The sequence below is a fragment of the Streptomyces sp. NPDC047108 genome, assembly GCF_040643575.1.
Lineage (GTDB): Bacteria > Actinomycetota > Actinomycetes > Streptomycetales > Streptomycetaceae > Streptomyces.
Map to the genome: position 1 here is coordinate 22,223 of NZ_JBEYUP010000031.1, position 18,293 is coordinate 40,515.

Below are 18,293 nucleotides of genomic sequence, written 5' to 3' on the forward strand. Positions count from 1 at the left end.
TGGGCACCTTCCTGTGGACGGACTCGGCAAAGGATCAACGCGATAGTGTCTCTCCTGAATGTCAACGGCGTCAGCTACTCGTACGACGGCATTGTCAACGTTCTCCTGGACGTGTCCTTCACGGTCGAGGAAGGCACGATCGTCGGTCTCGTCGGCCCGAACGGCTCCGGAAAGTCCACGATGATCAAGAACATCTTCGACCTCGTACGCCTTCAGTCCGGGTCCATCCGGATCGGCGCGCATGAACACGCCCGGCCCGAGGCGAAGAAAATGGGCATGTATCTGTCCAGCAACGACTACCTTCCCGAGTTCCTCACCGCCCGCGAATACATCTCCATGATGGGAAAACTGTTCGACGTCGACGTCGACCACGGTGAAGCCCTGGGCTACTTCCGCAAGTTCTCGATGGAGGGCCGCTACGACGACCTGATCGAGGACTACTCGCACGGCATGCGCAAGAAGACGCAACTGGTGTCCGCGCTCGTCGTCCGCGCCCCGCTGACCGTCATCGACGAGACCCTCAACGGCATCGACCTCGAAGCGCTGCACCTCGCCGAGAAGGAGTTCAGGCGCGTCCGCGACGAGGGCCGCTCGATCCTGCTGTGCACGCATGACTTCGCCGTGCTGGAGCGACTGGCCGACAGGACCATCTTTCTCGACCTGGGCCACGTGGTGTACGACGAGCCGACGAAGGATCTGGTCGAAGAACACGGATCGGTGGCAGCCATGGTGTTCGACTACCTCGAGACGTCCCAGCGGTGACGGCGGTACGGCTGAGGCATTCCGCGGTCCTGGCCCGGATGCTCCTCGTCTTCTTCCGCCGCCGGGTCCTGCGAGTCGGGGTCCTCAAGTCCGCCCCGGTCAGAGTGTTCGTCATGGGGGCGGCCCTTCTGCTGCTGGGCGTCATGTGCACCGCGTCCTACTTCTTCCTGCGCCCCCTGGCCGACGAAGCGGCGGTGTGGCGGCTGCTGTTCGACATCTCGACCGTGTCCATCCTGCTGTGGGTGCAGATCGCGTTCCTGCTCGTGAAGGTGTTGTTCCTCAACGCCGAGGGACTGCTCCGGCTCAGCTACCAGTTACCGGTCACCAACCGGGAACGCTCGACGGCGTTCCTCATGTACGAAGCGGCGATGACAGCCGTCGTGGCCGCCGCCGGCCTCGTCTCCCTCGCCGTCAGCGCACTGATCCTTCTGGGCCCCTCCGCGACCGGTTACATCACAGCCTCGATCGTCCTCCCGGTCGCGCTGACCTACCTGGCCCTCTCCGCCCTCCACCAGCTGCTCACGCGGCTGTGGATGCTGATCGGGCTCAGCCGGATGGCGGGCCTCCTCAACGTGCTCGTCCTGTTCGCGCTGCTCGCGTCCTACTCCACGCAGATGACACCGATGATCCAGGACATCTCCGGCGCGTACCTGAGCAAGCGGACCGAGTACACCTGGGTGACGTCGGCGACCTGGGCCTGGAACCAGTACGGGCCCTGGCCGACCCTGGCCGCCGCGGTGGCGTCGTCGGCCGTGCTCATCGGTCTGACCTTCGCGCTCGCCCCGAACCAGCACGTACGCCAGTCCCGTTACCTGAAACTCCCGGGAAGTGTGCGGCTGCGACGCGTTCTCGGTCCGTACGACTGGTGTCTGCTGCGCAGCGCGCAGACCGTGGCCGCCGCCGCCATGGCGCTGGCCGTGTTCGTCTACCTGCTGCTGGCCAAGCCCTCCGTGAACCCCCTGTGGGGCCTGGCCGCGCTGTCCTTCGGCGGCCTGTACCAGTTCACCGCGACCCAGCAGTTGCGGGTGCTGCCCGGTGCGCAGGAACCGGCCTGGCGGACCTACGGCCGGCTCATCAGGGCGCAGCTCGTCCTGCTCACCCTGTTCGCCGTGCCCACCCTCGCGATCACGCTCGCGATCCACCCGGACCGGTTCCTCTCCAGCGTGGTGGCGCTTGCGTCCTGCGTGGGCGGAGCGGTCATGACCACGTGCATCAGCATCGTGTTCCCGGCGGAGAAGGACAACCCGTTCTCCGTGTTCCTGGGGCTGTCCGTGGTCCTCGTCGTCATGGGGCTGTCGGTGATCGGGCTGGGGCTGCTCAGTCTCCCGCCCTGGGCGGTGGTGGCCTGCCTCGCAGGGGCGGCCGCAGCGTTCGTCTGGTACGCGGTGCAGGGAATTCATACACACGAGGCGAGGAGAAGGAATGTTCACGGCACGGTCGGTAGTGAAGTCCGTCGTAGGGGCCGCGCTGCTGACGCTGGTCACCGTAGCGGTGACCCTGCTCACCCTCATGTTCTCAACGGGCTCTGACGAGATCGTCGAACGGAAGGCGTTCTTCGGGTCGATGGTCTTCGAGACGGAGAAGAAGGACAACGGGGCGCTGGGCATGACCACGGGCGTCGACAACCCGGTCCCGCTCATCGTCCTGTTCCTCGTGCTCACCATCGTCCTGACGGTGATCCAGACCATCTACCGGGGGTTGAAGCAGCGCCGTGAGCAGCTCCTCGACGAGTCCGGCCGCTGACCTGAAGGTCCGCACCGTCGCCTGGGCGGTGGCCGCGCAGGTGTGGCCACTGCTGGCGTTCGCCGGTGTCCTGCTGGCCGCGGCTCTGGTCTGGATGGCGCGCTCCGGTGACCCGGTCCCCGTTTCGCTGGCGTGGGTGCTGCTGGTCAAACCGGCCGCGTTGGGCCTGGTGGCCTCGTTCGCCCTGCACGAGTCGGCGCACGTCCTCGTCCTCAAACGGATCCGCACGGTCACGCACATCGCGATCGAGCGGACCGCCTGGCGTACGTCGGTGATCCCGGAAGGGGCGATGACCGCGGGGCAGGCGGCGGTGGTGGCTCTGGCCGGGCCGTCCGCATGCGTCGCGGTGGGCGCCGTTCTGTGGCTCGCCGGCCTCGACCGGTCCTTGGCCTGGTGGTACCTCGTGCACATCGCGTTCCTCCTGCCGCTCTTCGGCGACGGCCGGGCTCTGTGGCACGGCGTCCATGCGATGCGGAGGCATCCGGCCGGGGAGAAGGGGAGCTGACGTCCGCCGCCCCGCGACGATCGGGGCGGCATCCGCAGCAAGCGTCCGGCTTCGCGCGCGCCGCTCACCAGGCCGGAACTCGCTTGGCTCAGTGCGCGGGTGTTCCGGCCGGTGGCGCCGGTGCCGCCATCGGGTCGCGCAGGGCCGCGGCGGCGCGGGACAGCTCCTCGACGCGTGCCCAGTCCCGGTTCCGCAGGACGTCCTGCGGAACCATCCAACTCCCGCCCACGCAGCCGACGTTCGGCAGCGCCAGATACGCGGCGGCCGTGTCCGGTCCGATCCCGCCCGTCGGGCAGAACCGGGCCCGGGGGAGCGGTGAGGCCAGCGAGGTCAGGTACGCGGTCCCGCCCGCCGCCTCAGCGGGGAAGAACTTCATCTCGCTCACCCCGCGTTCGAGCAGGGCCACGACCTCCGAGGCGGTCGAGACGCCGGGCAGGAACGGCAGCCCCGACGCCCGCGCCGCGTCCAGCAGTCGTTCCGTCCAGCCAGGGCTGACCAGGAAGCGGGCTCCGGCGGAAGCGGCGGTCGTCACGTCCTCCGGTGAGAGCACGGTGCCCGCGCCGACCACCGCGTCCGGTACGGCGTCGGCGACGGCCCGGATCGCCGCGGGGGCGGCTGGGGTTCGCAGGGTGACCTCGATCGCCGGCAGGCCCCCGGCCACCAGTGCCCGGGCGAGCGGCACGGCATCGGCGGCGTCGTCCAGGACCACGACGGGGACGACGGGAGCGAGGTCGAGGACGGACATCATGCGCGCCATCCTGCCCTGCGCTCCACGCATGGTGCAACGCGCATTGCGCATGATGCAACGGGCAGTGTCGCCTGGCCCTCGCTGCCGTCGCTTCTCACGCCTCGGAAGGCGGCAGGTCCGGCGTACGGAAGACGCGGCGGTACGCGGTGGGGGAGACGCCGAGTGCGGATCTCATGTGCTTGCGCAGAGAACTGCCGGTCCCGAAACCGGCCGCGTCGGCGACCTCGTCCACGGAAAGACTGCTGGTCTCCAGGAGGTGCCGGGCGCGCTCGATGCGCTGGTGCAGCAGCCACTCCGTCGGGCTCGCCCCCGTCTCCGCCCGGAAGCGTCGGGTGAACGTCCGTACGCTCATGGACGCTTGCTGCGCCAGCTCCCGCAGCGTCAGCGGCCGGCCGAGGTGCTCGAGGGCCCATGCGCGAGCGGGCAGCGTGGATGTGAACTGGGGTTCCGGTACGGGGCGCTTGATGAACTGCGCCTGGCCGCCGTCCCGGTGGGGAGGTACGACAGCGCCGCGCGCCACCGCGGTGGCCACGGACGCACCGTGATCCCTGCGCAGCAGATGGAGGCAGAGGTCTATCCCCGCCGCTTTGCCTGCGGACGTCAGCACATCCCCGTCGTCCGTGTAGAGGACGTCCGGCTGGACATCGACCTGCGGGAAGAGCTGCTCGAAGTGGTCGATCTGGCTCCAGTGGGTGGTGGCCGGGCGGCCGTCGAGCAGTCCGGCGGCCGCCAGCAGAAAGGCCCCCGTGCAGATGGAGACCACGCGGGCGTCCGGGGCGATCCGGTCGAACGCGGCGGTCAGGGACGGCGTGAGCCGGCCCTCCGTGTACGCCGTGCCCAGCTCCTCCGTGGCGGGCACGATGACGGTGTCCGCGGTGGCCAGCGTCTCGGGTCCGTGCTGGACGAGGATCGGGTGGTCCGAGTCCGTGCCTACCGCGCCCGGTTCCACCGTGCACGTGATGACCTCGTAGAGCGGCTCGCGGTCGGTGTCACGAGCGGCCCCCAGAAGGCAGTTGGGGATGGCGAGCTCGAAGAGGATCACTCCCGGCAGGGCCAGCACGGCGACCCGGTGCCTGTCCTTCTCCGCTGACGGCTCCGGTGGGCCGCTCCGAACGTTCGGCGTAGGCGACATGGCCCGATCTTCCCACATAGTGTCTCTCGGGCCACTATGCAGTGTTTTCTGCAACTGTGAGGCTGCGTTCATGCCTCAACTCTCAATTGCAAGCAAGGAGATGAAACACCTCGCGCTTCCACGGCCGGTGGCGCAACCGCGACTCTTTTTCACGAGCCCGGGAATGCGGCCCTACAACCGCCTGGCCGCATCGGTGATCGCCGTCAATGCGGCGACGGGGTTCGCTTTGTGGGACGACATCTCGGGCTCCCCGCCGGCGCTGTCACTGGCCGCGACGATCAACTTCACACTGGCTGTTCTGATCCGCCGGCAGCATGTGGTGAACGGTGCATTCCGGCTGGCTACGCGGGCCCGTCACGGGTGGCCGATCAACGTCAGACGGGCATTGGCCAAGGTCTATCAGATCGGAGGTCTGCACGTCGGGGCGGCGATATCCGGTGCCTGCTGGCATGTTCTGCTGACGGCGTTCCTGACCGATCGCGCCGTGAACGGCGGTGCCGACACTCCGCCGCTCATAGTGGCTTACGCGCTGACCGTGCTCCTGGCGGCGATGGTCGCCACCGCCATGCCGCGTTTCCGTAAGAGGTTTCACGACACCTTCGAAGGATTCCACCGATTCGGAGGCTGGGCGGCGACCGTCCTGTTCTGGTTCCAGGGACTGATTCCCGCCTACCGCGCATCGGCTCCGCACGGCACCCTTTCCGCGCTGCTGAACCACCCCGCGGTCTGGCTCCTGGCTCTCACCACCGTGAGCAGCGCGCTCCCGTGGCTGCGCCTGCGCAAGGTGGCCATCGACATCGAGCGGCCGTCCGCCCACGCGGCACTGGTGCGCTTCGACTACGGAGTGACCCCGTTCTGCGGTTCGGGCATGTCCATCAGCCGTAATCCATGGATGGGTTGGCATGCCTTCGCGAGCATTCCGACACCCGGCAGGACCGGATATCGCATGGTCATCTCGAGGGCCGGCGACTGGACGGCTTCCTTCATCGACGACGCGCCCAGCCATGTATGGGTGAAGGGAATCCCCACCTGCGGGGTCGGTCATATTGCGAAACTCTTCGACCGGGTGGTGTTCGTCGCCACCGGAAGCGGTATCGCTCCGATACTGGCGCATCTGCTCGCCGATTACGTCCCGTCACATCTCGTGTGGGTGACGCGGAATCCCCGGGAGACCTACGGCGATCACCTCGTGGACGAAATCCTTGCGATGCAGCCGGGCGCGCGCATATGGGACACCGACCATGACGGCCGCCCCGACCTTCTCTCGATGGCCTATGCCGCCTATGTGTCCTTCGGGGCGGAAGCCGTCATCTGCATATCCAATGAGACCTTGACGTGGCGTGTGGTGCACGGTCTCGAAAGCCGCAACATTCCGGCGTTCGGCGCCATATGGGATTCCTGACACCACAGGTGCGCGCGGTCCCGCCCCACAACAGCAAGCTGCGCCCGCCGACGCCCTTCCTCACCCCGGAGGTTCCATCGCCATGGATTTCTGCCACTACGACTGTGTGCGGTACGCGGACATGCGGCGCAGGGAGAAGATGGCGGAAGCCGGCCGGCGGGCCCTCGCGCTGGAAGCGGCCCGGAAGGAACGGCCCCCCCGGACATGGCGCCTGTGGTTCTCGCGGTCGGCGCGAGCCCGCCGGTGATGTCCCGATGGGGGCAGCCTGCGGTCGACCGACACCCCTCGTGCGTCGCGCCCGCATGGCCGATCCGGTCAGTGGATCTCCGTCACCACCACGTCCAGCTGCCAGGCGGTGCCGCGCCTGGCCGGCGCCTCGGCCTCTACCACGTATCCGAGGTCACGCAGCGCCTCGACGAGCCGGGCCGGGTCCTTCGGCGACGCGCCCGCCGTGAGCAGATCCCGTACGAGCCGTCCCTTGGTCGCCTTGTTGAAGTGGCTGACCACGGACCGCTTCTCGACGCCGCCGACCATCTGCGCGTGCAGCACGCGCACAGCGGCCGTTCGCTCCGCGATCTCGCCCTTCGGCTTCCACGCGGCGGCGTACGCGGCCGACCGCAGGTCCAGGACGAGCCCGTCGCCCGCTTCCTCCGGCATCACCTCGGCCATCGGCTTCCGCCAGTACGCCCCCAAGGCGCCGAGGCCGGGCAGCTTGACCCCCATCGAGCACCGGTACGACGGAATACGGTCGTTGACGCGCACGGCCCCCCACAGCCCCGAGAACACCAGCAGGGACCGGGTGGCGCGCCTGCGGGCGGACGGGTCGAGGGTGGAGAGGCCGAGGGCGTCGTAGAGGACGCCGGTGTAGATCTCGCCTGCGGGCCGGGCGTGTGCGGTGCGCAGCCCGGCGTTCTTGGCGACCTCACCGCGCAGCCCCTCGCTCAGCCCGAGCACGTCGCGCGCCTTCTCCTCGTCGGCCGAGCAGAGCGAGACCAGTTCCTCCAGCACCGTCTCCCGCGCCGTACCGAGCCCCTGGAGGGACAGCCGCTCGGCCTTGAGCGGGGCTCCGGACCCGCCGACGGCCTTACCTTCGGACGGCGGCAACAGCACGAGCACGGTGGATCTCCTTCGCACGGTCGGTCGGGGGCGCGGTCGCGGACGGCGTACGGCTCACGGTGTACAGCTCACGGCGTACGGCTGACGCGCCGGACGAGGCCCCGGTCTCGCAGCCTAACCGGCGCGGGCCGGACGGCTCTCCGCCGGCGGGCCGAAGGAGTCCCAGGCGGGGTGGGGGACGGCTCCCCGGTGGCGGGCCGGCGGGCTCTCCGCCGGCGGGCGGGGAGGCGCTCCGACGCGGGTACCATGGTCAACACGGCAGACGAGCCGAGCGGGCGGTCGCGTGAAGTCCCTCAGGGGCTTCCCGAGGAACGTCCGGACTCCACAGGGCAGGGTGGTGGCTAACGGCCACCCGGGGCGACCCGCGGGACAGTGCCACAGAAAACAGACCGCCGGGGGCCTCGGTCCTCGGTAAGGGTGAAACGGTGGTGTAAGAGACCACCAGTGCCCAGGGTGACCTGGGCAGCTAGGTAAACCCCACCCGGAGCAAGGTCAAAAGGGAGCGCCTCGGTGCTCCTGCGCGGACGTTCGAGGGCTGCCCGCCCGAGTCCGCGGGTGGACCGCACGAGACCGGTGGCAACGCCGGTCCTAGATGGATGACCGCCTCCCGGCCGGCCGCGAGGCCGACCGGAGACAAAATCCGGCGTACAGCTCGACTCGTCTGCCCCTCAGGGCCCCTGAGCAGCGAATGTGCTGGTCAGGGGTCTTCTTGTCGAACGGGGAGCTCGGCCGGACCGTCCGCACCGGTTCTCACGGGGCCGCGCGGCGCCGAAGGAAGCCATGCCTCGGGAAAGAGCGGGGTGGATGGCGTCGGCAGCGGTCGTCCACTCGGCCCCTCGACCCCTCGACCCCTCGACCCCTTGCCCCGGAAGCGGCCGGACGTGCCCGACCCGGAAGGTGCCGTGGCTGTGAGCTCGTGCGCGACGGCGACGAGGGCGCCCTGCCCGCGCGAGGCGATGTCGCCGCGCGGGCGTTCCGGGCGACCTCGCCGGGGGCGCCTTGCCCCGCTCATGGCCGATGGCCCGCTCATGGCCGATGGCCGACTCCGGGACCTGGATCACCGCATCGCGGCGCTTCCGCGTACCGCAGGGGGCAGACGGCGTACGCGACTTGGGGAATGCGCCGCTCCAACACCCCGGCCGTTCCGTCGATTTGTCCCTCGCGCCTCACTGCTCCCGGAACGTTCCCCATTCGGGCAGCAAACGGGCACGCATGCGCCTGATACGGACCTTCTGTGCACCCCAACGGACAGGGCTCGTATGGGACCCTGGTGACGTCCCCGACTGAGCAGTGTCGGCGCGCGCGCATGCCGTTCGGCACCCAAGAGTTCGTACGGACCCAAGAGTTCAGGTGGAGATGCGGCCCGGAGAACGGCAAGAGGCCAGGCATGGCGCTCCGTCCGTGCTGCCCGCTGCCCCCGCCCCGTGCCATCCGCCTCCGGAGGCCCCCGAAGCCGCCATCACCCCTGGGACATCTGACGCCGCGCGGGCCGCGGCCCGGGGAACGGACCGCAGCGGACAACGGCCCGGGGGCCGGGACCAGGGGTGGGGCCGTTCCCGCTTCGGGCACCCCGCCCGAGCCGGGGACCGACCGCGGTACCGCCGAGTCCGGTACCGACCCCGGTGCCGCCGTGGCGACCACGATCCGACCCTGTTCGCGGCGATGCCGTTCCTCGTGCCCGGCGGGGACCACGACCAGCACGGCAAGAAGCCGGAGTCGGCAGGAACCGTGCCCGGCGGGAGTTCGGAGGAGACTCCGGGAGAGTTCCAGGCGACCCCGCCCGGCACCGGTGTCACGGACCACAACCGGGACAACGGGGCCTGGCCGCACCTGTGGAGCCGCGCCGGCACCGACCGCCAGAAGTGGAGCGTCCGACGGATGCTCCGGACCGAGAGCGCCGCTCTCGACACCCCCGCCCGCCCGATGGGCGCGGCATGACGGCACGTCGGCTCGCCGGCATGCGCCCCGGTGAGCGGGCGTCCGCCGAAGACGCCGCCGAAGCAAGGAGGTTGGTGCGTGTCGCGCCAGGTACTGACGGTCGGTCCCGGGGACCGGGACCGCTACCGGACGATCGGTGAGGCACTCGCGGCTGCCCGTACCGGCGCGCTCATCAGCGTCCGGCCCGGGACGTACGCGGAGAACCTGGTGATCCAGACCAGGGTCACCCTCACCGCCGCCGAGGGGCGGGGCACGGTGGAGATCCGGCCGCGCTCGGGCAGCGTGCTCGCGCTGCGCGCCGACGCCGTGATGCTCTCCGAGCTGACCCTGCGCGGCGACGACGCCGAGCAGCCCGCCGTGGACGTACGGCGCGGGCAGGCCGCGCTCGACGGCTGCGAGGTCGTCGGCGCTGCCTGGACCGCGATGCTCGCCGGGGGCACCGGTTCGCTCGCGCTGCGGGACTGCCGGGTGAGCAATCCGCAGGGCGCGGGCGTCGTGGTCACCTCGACCACGCCCACCACCGTGGAGTCCTGCACCCTGGAGCATCTGGGCACCAGCGGCCTGGTCCTCTCCGAGCAGGGAGACGCGCGCATCCGCGGCTGCACGGTGCGCGACGCGCGCGGCAACGGCCTGCTCGCCAACGGCGAGGCCCGCGGCACCGTCGAGGACTGCGACATCTCCTCCACCGACAAGCCCTCCATCGCCCTGGAGCAGAACTGCACCACCTCGGTCGTGCGCACCGTGGTGCACGACACCAGCACCGGCGTGCACGTGAGCAGCGAAGGGCGTACGACGCTGGAGGACGTCCGGGTCACCGGGGCGTCCGCGAACGGGATCACGCTGGCCGCGGGTACCGACCCGGTGCTGCGCCGCTGCCGTGTCTCGCGCACCCGCGGCCACGGCCTGCTGGTCACCGACCGGGCGCGCGGCACCTTCGAGGACTGCTGGGTGGACGGCGCGCAGGGTGTGGCGCTGCGGGTCGCCGGGGCCGCCTCCCCGGCGCTGACCGGCCTGACGGTTCGTGACTGCGGCGAGACCGGGCTGCTCCTGGAGGAGGACTCGGCGCCGGAGCTGGACCGCCTGGAGGTGATCGGCGGATCGCCCGCGGTCGCGATGCGCGGCGGCGCCAACCCCCTGCTGCGCCGGGCCCGATTGGTGGAGCCCTCCGGCGACGGCATCGCGGCCACCAAGGACGCGCGGGGGCGCGCCGAGGACTGCGAGATCGTGCGGCCGAAAGGCGCGGGGGTCCGCGCGTCCTCCGGCAGCACCCTCTACCTGGCCGGAGGCGGGGTCTCCGACGCCGGCGCCGGTGGTCTGGTCGTGGAGGACGGCGGCAACGTCACCGTCCGCGACTTCCGCGTCGAGGTGTCCGGCGAGGAGGGCGTGATGGTCGCCACGGGCGGTGAACTGACCGCCAACCGCACCGTGGTGCACGCCCCCCAGGGCCACGGTTTCCTGCTCCGTGAAGGCGCGCTCGCCTCGCTGAGCGGCTGTGAGGTCACGGGCGGAGCCCAGGACGGTTTCCGGGTGGAATCCACCGCGCCGGTCTCGCTGGTGAACTGCCTCGCCCGGGAGAACGCGGGCGGCGGCCTGGTGCAGACCGTGCCCGGCGAACGGCTCGCCGTGGAGGGCCTGAACAGCACCGGCAACGGCAAGCGGGACGCCTGGGGCACCGGCAGCGCCGAGGACACCGACCCGGCCGGTTCGGGTGCCGCGGACGCCCCTCCGGCCGACCGTGCGGACGGCCCGCTCGGCACCCTCAACGCGCTGATCGGCCTGGAGAACGTCAAGCAGCAGGTGCGCACCCTGGTCAATCTGACCCAGCTCGCCCAGCGCCGTGAACAACTCGGCATGCCCGCCCCGCCGATGAGCCGTCACCTGGTCTTCGCCGGGCCGCCCGGCACCGGCAAGACCACCGTCGCCCGCCTCTACGGGGCGATCCTGGCCGAGCTCGGCTCGCTGCGCAGCGGGCACCTGGTGGAGGTCTCCCGCGCCGACCTGGTCGCGCAGATCATCGGCGGCACCGCGATCAAGACCACCGAGACCTTCCAACGGGCGCTCGGCGGCGTGCTGTTCGTCGACGAGGCCTACACGCTCACAGCCGACAGCGGCAACGGCGGTGCCGACTTCGGCCGTGAGTCGGTGGACACCCTGCTGAAGCTGATGGAGGACCACCGCGACGACGTGGTGGTGGTCGTGGCCGGCTACTCCGGCGAGATGGAGTCCTTCCTCGGCTCCAACCCGGGCCTGGCCTCCCGCTTCTCGCGGACCATCGAGTTCGAGAACTACTCGGTGCCCGAACTGGTCGAGATCATGGAGAGCATGTGTGCCCAGCACCAGTACGAGCTGGGCGAGGGCACCGCGGCAGCGCTGGCCGCCCACTTCGAGGCGATGCCGCGGGACGCCGGATTCGGTAACGGCCGTGCCGCGCGCGGGGTGTTCGAGGAGATGGTGGACCGGCAGGCGGTCCGGCTCGCCACCCAGCAGCAGGTCGGAGAGCAGGACCTGCAGTTGCTGCTGCCGGAGGACGTCTCCGCCACTGCCGCGGCGAAGGCCACCGAGGCGGCGGTCCCGGAGAACGACCCGCTGACCCGCCTCGGCGACATGGTCGGCCTGGCCGAGGTGAAGCGCGACGTCACGGATCTGGTCAACCTCATCACCACGGCACGCCACCGTGCCGCCGCCGGACTGCCGGTGCCCTCGCTCAGCCATCACCTGGTCTTCACCGGACCGCCCGGCACCGGCAAGACCACGGTCGCCCGCCTCTACGGGGAGATCCTGACCCAGCTCGGGATCCTGCAGCGGGGACAGCTGATCGAGGCGGCCCGCGCCGACCTGGTCGGCCGCTACATCGGCCACACCGCTCAGCTGACCCGGGAGGTCTTCGAACGGGCCCGCGGCGGCGTGCTGTTCATCGACGAGGCCTACACGCTCACCCCGCGCGGTGGTGGCGCCGACTTCGGTCAGGAGGCGGTGGACACGCTGCTGAAGCTGATGGAGGACCACCGCGACGAAGTGGTCGTCATCGTCGCCGGCTACACCGACGAGATGGAGCGTTTCCTCGCCTCCAACCCGGGGCTGTCGTCCCGCTTCCCGCGCCGGGTCGCCTTCGCCGACTACTCCTCCGACGAACTGGTCACCATCGTGCGCGGCCAGGCCGCGAGCATGGGGTACGAGTGCGGCGCCGGCACGGGCCCGCTGCTGAAGGAGTACTTCGACTCCCTGCCCCGGGACCGCTCCTTCGGCAACGCCCGCCTGGCCCGCCAGGTGGTCGAGTCGATGGTCACCCGCCAGGCAGGACGGCTCAGTCTGCTCGCCGCTCCCACCCTGGACGACCTGCGCGTCCTCCTCCCCGATGACGTCACGGCCGCGGCCCCGAAGGCCGCCCGGTGAAGCCGCCCGCCCGCAGGGTCGCCCGTCTTCTGGCCGGCTCCGGACTCGCAGCCGCCCTGCTGCTGCCCGCGGCGGCTCCGGTCCACGCGGCGCCCTTTCCGGGCATGCCAAGGGCCGACGGGGAGAAGGGCCAGGGACTGCCCAGCATGCCCTCCGCGCTCGATCCGGAGGACGGGGAAGCAGCCTGCACCCCCGCCTCCGACGAGAACGCGAAGAAGCAGGACTGGTCGCGCCAGCGCCTCGATCTGGACCGGCTGCACCGGCACGGCACCGGCGAGGGTGTGACCGTCGCGCTGATCGACACCGGTGTGGCTCCCCGTGCCGCCGGGCTGGGCGGCCGGGTCACAGCCGAGGGCGCGGCCGCTGACGACTGCGTCGGGCACGGCACCTTCCTGGCCGGGCTGATCGCCGGGAACGGCGGGGAGGGCTCACGCCTCGTGGGGGTCGCCCCCGACGCGAAGATCCTGGCCCTGCGCGGCACCGACGAACACGGCAAGGCCCGGGCCGACCTGGTGGCGCAGGCACTGCGCCAGGCGGCCTCCGCCAGGGCCGATGTGATCGCGGTGACGGCGGCTCTGCCCCGGCGCGACCCGGCGGTGACCCGCGCGGTGGCGGGTGCCCGCCGCTCGGGCGCGGTGGTGGTCGCCGCCGCCGCCCCGGACCCGCGGACCGGAGGCGGCACCGACAAGATCCCGTCCCGCACCTACTGGCCCGCCGGCGAGCCCGGAGTCCTCTCGGTCGCCGACATGCTCCCCAGCGGTGCCCGCCCGGACGGCTCCCCGCCCGCCGACGGCATCGACCTGGCCGCGCCCGGAGCCGGAGTGGTCTCCGGCGGCCCGCGCGGCGGCCATTACCTCGGCGGCGGCGCCTCGGTGGCCACCGCGTACGCCGCCGGGGCCGCGGCGGTGGTCCGCGCCGCCCGTCCGGACGACTCCCCGGCCGCCGTGACCCGTCGCCTGACCGGCTCCGCGTACCCCGCCGACATCCCCCAACTCGATCCCTACGCCGCCGCCACAGGCGTCCACGGCGACTCCGGTCCGGTCGCCGGCGCCGACCGCGCCGACGATCCCGTGACCCTCCGCGACACGTCCGCCGTGGATCGTGTCACGGACCGCGCCACCCTCTTCGTCCTCCTCGGCACCGCCGCCGTCCTCGCCGTCCTCTGGGCCGCCTTCACCCTTCCGCGGGCCCGTGCGCGGGGGTGGCGTCCGGCAGGCGCGGGCGGGGCCGGGAAGGAATGAGCCGGGCGGACCGAGGAACGAGGATGTCCGATAGGCCGTACGGGACGGTGCGGCCGGGCACTCGTTCCACCTGATGCCGGGACGAGCCCGCGCAGTTGCGGGCCCCGTGGCGTCGGGCCTTCGTACCGGCGTCTGACGGCGAGTTGAGCCGCGCCGCGTCGTGGAACGGGAAGCCGGCCGGGCGCCGTACGCGGGCCGTCCCCGAACCCCGGCGGGGGCCACCTGAGGCGGCCCCCGCTGTCCCGTACGGATGCGTGCTCCTCGTTCCCGCGTTCTCTCAGTCCGCTTGGCCGCGGCCCTCCTCCACCAGCGCCGTCTGCATCAACCGCTCCCGGCGACGGGCGATGTGAAGGGCCCGGCCCGGAGGGAGGTTGCGGGGCTTGGCGTTGCCGAAGAGGCGGCCTTCGGTGGGCGGGCAGGAGAGGAGGACGGCGGGGTTGTTGGCCTCGTCGAGGCGGCGGAGGAGGGCGTCGCTGAGGCCGCGTCCCGCCCCCATCGCGCTGCGGGCCACGATCAGGTGCAGACCCATCTCGAAGCCCAGGGTCAGGTGCTCGAAGAGGGGCTCGAAGGGGCTCTGGAAGGAGTTGCCGGAGACCATGTCGTAGTCGTCGACCAGGAGGAACAGGCGGGGTCCTGTCCACCAGTCGCACTGGCGCATGCGCCCGGGGGCGAGGTCCGCGCCGGGGATGCGGGTCTTCAGCGCGCGGGCCGCGCCCTCGATGGTCTCCTTGAGGTTGTCCAGGGAGATCACGTGCCCGATGCGGTACTCCTCGGGGACGGTGTCCACCAGGGTGCGGCGGTAGTCCACCACGATGATCTTCGCCTCGTCGGGGGCGTAGCGGGCGGTGATGCCCGCGGTGACGCGGCGCAGCAGGTTGGTCTTGCCGCTCTCGGTGTCGCCGACCACGATGAGGTGCGGGGTGCGGCTGAAGTCGTGCCAGACCGGTTCCAGTGCGTCCTGGTCGATGCCCAGCGGGAGGCGCATGCCGCCGCCCTCGGTGGGCTCGGGCGCGGGGAGTTCGGCCAGCGGGAGCCGGTGCGGCAGCATCCTGACCTGCGGGGCGGGCGCGCCGGACCAGTGCCGGGAGACTTCCGCGACCAGGTGCGCGACGCCGTCGCCGAGATTGTCGAGGGAGCCGCTGCCGTCGAGGCGGGGCAGGCCGGCGAGGAAGTGCATCTTGCTGTCCGCGGTGATGCCGCGGCCGCCGCTGCGCGGCACCGAGCGGGCCTTGCGGGTGTCGACCTCGGAGTCCATCGGGTCGCCCAGCCGCAGTTCGAGGCGGGTGGCCGCCTGGTCGCGGACCTGTGCGGACAGCTCCACCCAGCGGGTGGTGGTGATCAGCAGGTGAATGCCGTAGTTGAGGCCGCGGGCGGCGAGTTCGTTGAACTTCGGGATCAGGTCGTCGTAGTCCTGGCGGACCGTGGACCAGCCGTCGACCACCATGAAGACGTCGCCGAACGGCTCGTCGGGGAACTCTCCTGCGGCCCGCCGGCGGCGGTAGGACTGCATGGAGTCGAGGGTGTGGTCCACGAAGAACTGCTCGCGGCGGGCGAGCAGCGTCATCACCTCGGCGACGGCCCGGTGCACGCGCTCCGGGTTGAGCCGCGCCGCGACGCCTCCGACGTGCGGGAGCGCGGCGAGTTGCGAGAGACCGCCGCCGCCGAAGTCGAGGCAGTAGAACTGGACCTCGGCGGGGGTGTGGGTGAGCGCGAGGGCACCGATCAGCGTGCGGGCGAGGGTGGACTTGCCGCTCTGCGAACCGCCGGCGACGGCGATGTGGCCGCCGGCTCCGGAGAGGTCCACGACCAGCGGGTCCCGGCGCTGCTCGAAGGGCTTGTCCACCAGGCCGACCGGGACCCGTAGCCTGCCGGTGCCCGACCAGCCGGCCGCGGTGAGGCCGCGCTCGGGGTCCGGGGCGATGCCGGGCAGCAGGGCGTCCAGCGGGGAGGGCTCGTTCAGCGGCGGCAGCCACACCTGGTGGGAGGCGGGACCGGAGTCACGGAGCCGGTCGAGGGCCACCTCGAGCAGGGTCTCCTCGTCGCCGGTCTCCTCGGTCTGCGGCTCCGGTTCGGGCGGGGCCTCCAGGGTGCGCGGGACCACCCAGCCGCTGGTCCACGGCACCACCTGGCTCGCCACCCGGGCCTGGACCACCGCACCGGTGCGGCGCCGGTAGCTGCCGGAGGAGTAGGCGGCGCGGAACCGGGTCAGGGACTCCACACCGGACTTCAGGTAGCCGCTGCCCGGCTGGGCCGGGAGCTGGTAGGCGTCCGGCACGCCCAGCACGCCGCGGCTCTCCATGGCGGAGAAGGTGCGCAGGCCGATGCGGTACGAGAGGTGGCTCTCGAGCTGATGCATGCGGCCCTCGTCCAGGCGCTGCGAGGCGAGCAGCAGGTGCACCCCGAGGGAGCGGCCGAGGCGGCCGATCATCACGAACAGGTCCATGAACTCCCGGTGCGCGGAGAGCAGTTCGCTGAACTCGTCGACCACCACGAACAGGCTCGGCAGGGGTTTCAGATCCGCCCCGCCGGCGCGGGCCCGCTCGTACTCCAGGGCGGAGGTGTAGTTGCCCGCGGCGCGCAACAGCTCCTGGCGGCGGGTGAGTTCGCCGTGCAGAGCGTCCTGCATGCGTTCCACCAGGGCGACTTCGTCAGCGAGGTTGGTGATGACGGCGGAGGTGTGGGGGAGTTCCTCCAGACCGAGGAACGTGGCGCCACCCTTGAAGTCGACCAGGACGAAGTTGAGGGTCTCCGAGGAGTTGGTCAGGGCGAGGCCGAGGACGAGGGTGCGCAGGAGTTCGCTCTTGCCGGAGCCGGTGGCGCCGATGAGCATGCCGTGCGGGCCCATGCCTCCTTGCGCGGACTCCTTGATGTCGAGTTCCACCGGGCGGCCGTCCACGCCGACCGCGACCGGCACCCGCAGCCGGGCGGAGCCGGTGTGCCGGTCGAAGAGGGTGTGCGGGTCGTGCCGGTGCAGGTCGGGGATGCCGAGCAGGGTGGTCAACTCGACATCGGTGTCCATCGGTTGCGCGATGTCCGTGCCCAGGCTGATCCGGCGGGAGGTGAGCATCCGGGCCAGCGACTCCGCGCCGACCGGGCCGAGCCGGTCCGGGCGCCCGAGCGGCACGGAGCGCTCCTTGCGGCTGCGGTCGGTGCGTACCAGGCTCACCCGGTCCGGCCCGACGGTCAGGCGCAGCGTGTTGCGGCCGGGCCGCCAGCGCAGTGCGCCGGAGACGTCGAGGACCATGGCGTTGCGATAGCCGTGGCCCTCCCAGCGGTGGTCCTCGGGCACGGTGACGCCGTCCAGGACGACGACCGTGTAGGGCTCGTCGCGGCCGGGGCGGGCATCCGGGTCGAAGCCGGGGCGTTCGGCGAACTCGGCACCGAGCAGGTCGTCCAGCTCGGTGAGTTCGGCGGTGATCCGGCGGACCTGGCCGGCCCCGTCCTCCTCGTGCGGATGCAGCGCGTGCGGCAGCCACTTGACCCACTCCCAGTCGGGCCGCCGCTCGTCACTGACGCAGATCGCGATACACAGTTCCTCGGGCGCGTGGAACACCGCGAGCTGGCCGAGTGCGGCACGTACGAGGGCGCGTACGGCGTCGGTGCCGTCCTCCGCCCGGGCGTCGCCGCTCTCCCCGTACGGCGGGACGGCCGGCTCGGCACCTTCCTCGCCGGAAGTCTCCTCCGGGCGCAGCAGGATCCGGGCGGACGAGCGCAGGTAGAGGCCGAGGGGCTGTTCGGGGATGGTGGAGTAGGCGCGGATGAAGCGGCGCAGGGCGTGTGCGCAGAGCGGTTCGAGGTCCTCGACCGGGCGGGTGGAGACCGGGTTCAGGGCGAGCGCGAGTTGCTGTTCGCCGACCGCGAGCCGGACCTCGCCGAAGTCCTCGTCGGCCGGGCGGCGTTCCCACAGTCGCGAGGTGCGGGCCAGTGAGCGGAGCGACGCGGGCTCCGGGTGGCGCCAGGCGAGTGCCCGCTGCTGCTCCACGATGGTGGCCCTGACCCGCTTGCGGGTCTGCGCCAGGTAGCGGAGGTAGTCGCGGCGTTCGCCCTTGAGGCGCTGTTTGCGCTCGCTGGAGCGGCGCATCAGCTGCCCCAGCAGCATGGCACCGGCGGAGAGCGCCATGACGCCCATCGCCAGATACATGAAGACGCCGTTCCCGCCACCGGGGCGCAGGAACATCAGCATCATCGACACCGACATCAGTGCCATCGGCAGATAGGTCCATATCGCCGAGGTGTCCGGCACGGTCTCTGCCAGGACCGGCGGCTCCTGGAGGGTCAATTGCCCCTCGGGCATCTCCGGACCGCGCCTCCGG

General features: G+C 71.4%; 12 protein-coding genes and 1 other RNA gene. 9 read left to right on the top strand and 4 right to left on the bottom strand.

Annotated elements, in window-relative coordinates:
- Positions 1 to 45: 45 nt before the first annotated feature.
- The 4 genes from ABZ822_RS31490 to ABZ822_RS31505 all read left to right on the top strand — a co-directional run bounded on the left by ABZ822_RS31490 (position 46) and on the right by ABZ822_RS31505 (position 3,010).
- Complete coding sequence (locus ABZ822_RS31490; protein WP_360861687.1) at positions 46 to 762, top strand: ABC transporter ATP-binding protein; 717 nt, start codon at positions 46 to 48, stop codon at positions 760 to 762.
- Between the two features lie 113 nt (positions 763 to 875).
- Positions 876 to 2,291: a hypothetical protein gene (locus ABZ822_RS31495; protein WP_360861689.1), complete on the top strand. Its 1,416-nt coding sequence runs from the start codon at positions 876 to 878 to the stop codon at positions 2,289 to 2,291.
- Positions 2,272 to 2,505, top strand: coding sequence for a hypothetical protein (locus ABZ822_RS31500; RefSeq protein WP_360861691.1), 234 nt, complete (start codon positions 2,272 to 2,274; stop codon positions 2,503 to 2,505). Before ABZ822_RS31495 ends, ABZ822_RS31500 begins: the two co-directional genes overlap by 20 nt.
- Positions 2,474 to 3,010 carry a hypothetical protein gene (locus ABZ822_RS31505; protein WP_360861693.1) on the top strand — a complete coding sequence of 179 codons (537 nt, stop codon included), beginning with the start codon at positions 2,474 to 2,476 and terminating at the stop codon, positions 3,008 to 3,010. Before ABZ822_RS31500 ends, ABZ822_RS31505 begins: the two co-directional genes overlap by 32 nt.
- 88 nt (positions 3,011 to 3,098) lie before the next feature.
- Here ABZ822_RS31505 and eda read toward each other — a convergent pair whose 3' ends face one another.
- Complete coding sequence (gene eda / locus ABZ822_RS31510) at positions 3,099 to 3,758, bottom strand: bifunctional 4-hydroxy-2-oxoglutarate aldolase/2-dehydro-3-deoxy-phosphogluconate aldolase (protein ID WP_360861730.1); 660 nt, start codon at positions 3,756 to 3,758, stop codon at positions 3,099 to 3,101.
- 94 nt (positions 3,759 to 3,852) lie between these two features.
- Positions 3,853 to 4,890 carry a helix-turn-helix domain-containing protein gene (locus ABZ822_RS31515; RefSeq protein ID WP_360861695.1) on the bottom strand — a complete coding sequence of 346 codons (1,038 nt, stop codon included), beginning with the start codon at positions 4,888 to 4,890 and terminating at the stop codon, positions 3,853 to 3,855.
- Between the two features lie 70 nt (positions 4,891 to 4,960).
- Here ABZ822_RS31515 and ABZ822_RS31520 point away from each other — a divergent pair, with 70 nt between their 5' ends.
- A complete protein-coding gene (locus ABZ822_RS31520; RefSeq protein ID WP_360861697.1) occupies positions 4,961 to 6,292 on the top strand; it encodes a hypothetical protein in 1,332 nt (443 codons plus the stop codon).
- Positions 6,293 to 6,607: 315 nt separating this feature from the next.
- On the opposite strand, the gene yaaA is transcribed toward ABZ822_RS31520, so the two are convergent.
- The gene (yaaA, locus tag ABZ822_RS31525; protein ID WP_360861699.1) at positions 6,608 to 7,408 is read right to left on the bottom strand and encodes a peroxide stress protein YaaA; all 801 of its coding nucleotides are present in this window, start codon (positions 7,406 to 7,408) and stop codon (positions 6,608 to 6,610) included.
- A 263-nt stretch (positions 7,409 to 7,671) separates the two neighbouring features.
- Between yaaA and rnpB the strand changes: the two genes are divergently transcribed.
- The 4 genes from rnpB to ABZ822_RS31545 all read left to right on the top strand — a co-directional run bounded on the left by rnpB (position 7,672) and on the right by ABZ822_RS31545 (position 13,980).
- An RNA gene (gene rnpB / locus ABZ822_RS31530) (RNase P RNA component class A) lies at positions 7,672 to 8,072 on the top strand.
- Positions 8,073 to 9,070: 998 nt separating this feature from the next.
- Positions 9,071 to 9,346 (top strand): hypothetical protein, encoded by a 276-nt coding sequence (locus tag ABZ822_RS31535; protein ID WP_360861701.1) that lies wholly within the window; start codon positions 9,071 to 9,073, stop codon positions 9,344 to 9,346.
- Between the two features lie 78 nt (positions 9,347 to 9,424).
- The gene (locus ABZ822_RS31540; RefSeq protein ID WP_360861703.1) at positions 9,425 to 12,739 is read left to right on the top strand and encodes a right-handed parallel beta-helix repeat-containing protein; all 3,315 of its coding nucleotides are present in this window, start codon (positions 9,425 to 9,427) and stop codon (positions 12,737 to 12,739) included.
- Complete coding sequence (locus tag ABZ822_RS31545) at positions 12,736 to 13,980, top strand: S8 family serine peptidase (RefSeq protein ID WP_360861705.1); 1,245 nt, start codon at positions 12,736 to 12,738, stop codon at positions 13,978 to 13,980. Before ABZ822_RS31540 ends, ABZ822_RS31545 begins: the two co-directional genes overlap by 4 nt.
- 277 nt (positions 13,981 to 14,257) lie before the next feature.
- Here the strand turns inward: ABZ822_RS31545 and eccCa are convergent, their stop codons facing one another.
- Positions 14,258 to 18,274: a type VII secretion protein EccCa gene (gene eccCa / locus ABZ822_RS31550; protein WP_360861707.1), complete on the bottom strand. Its 4,017-nt coding sequence runs from the start codon at positions 18,272 to 18,274 to the stop codon at positions 14,258 to 14,260.
- Positions 18,275 to 18,293: the final 19 nt, after the last annotated feature.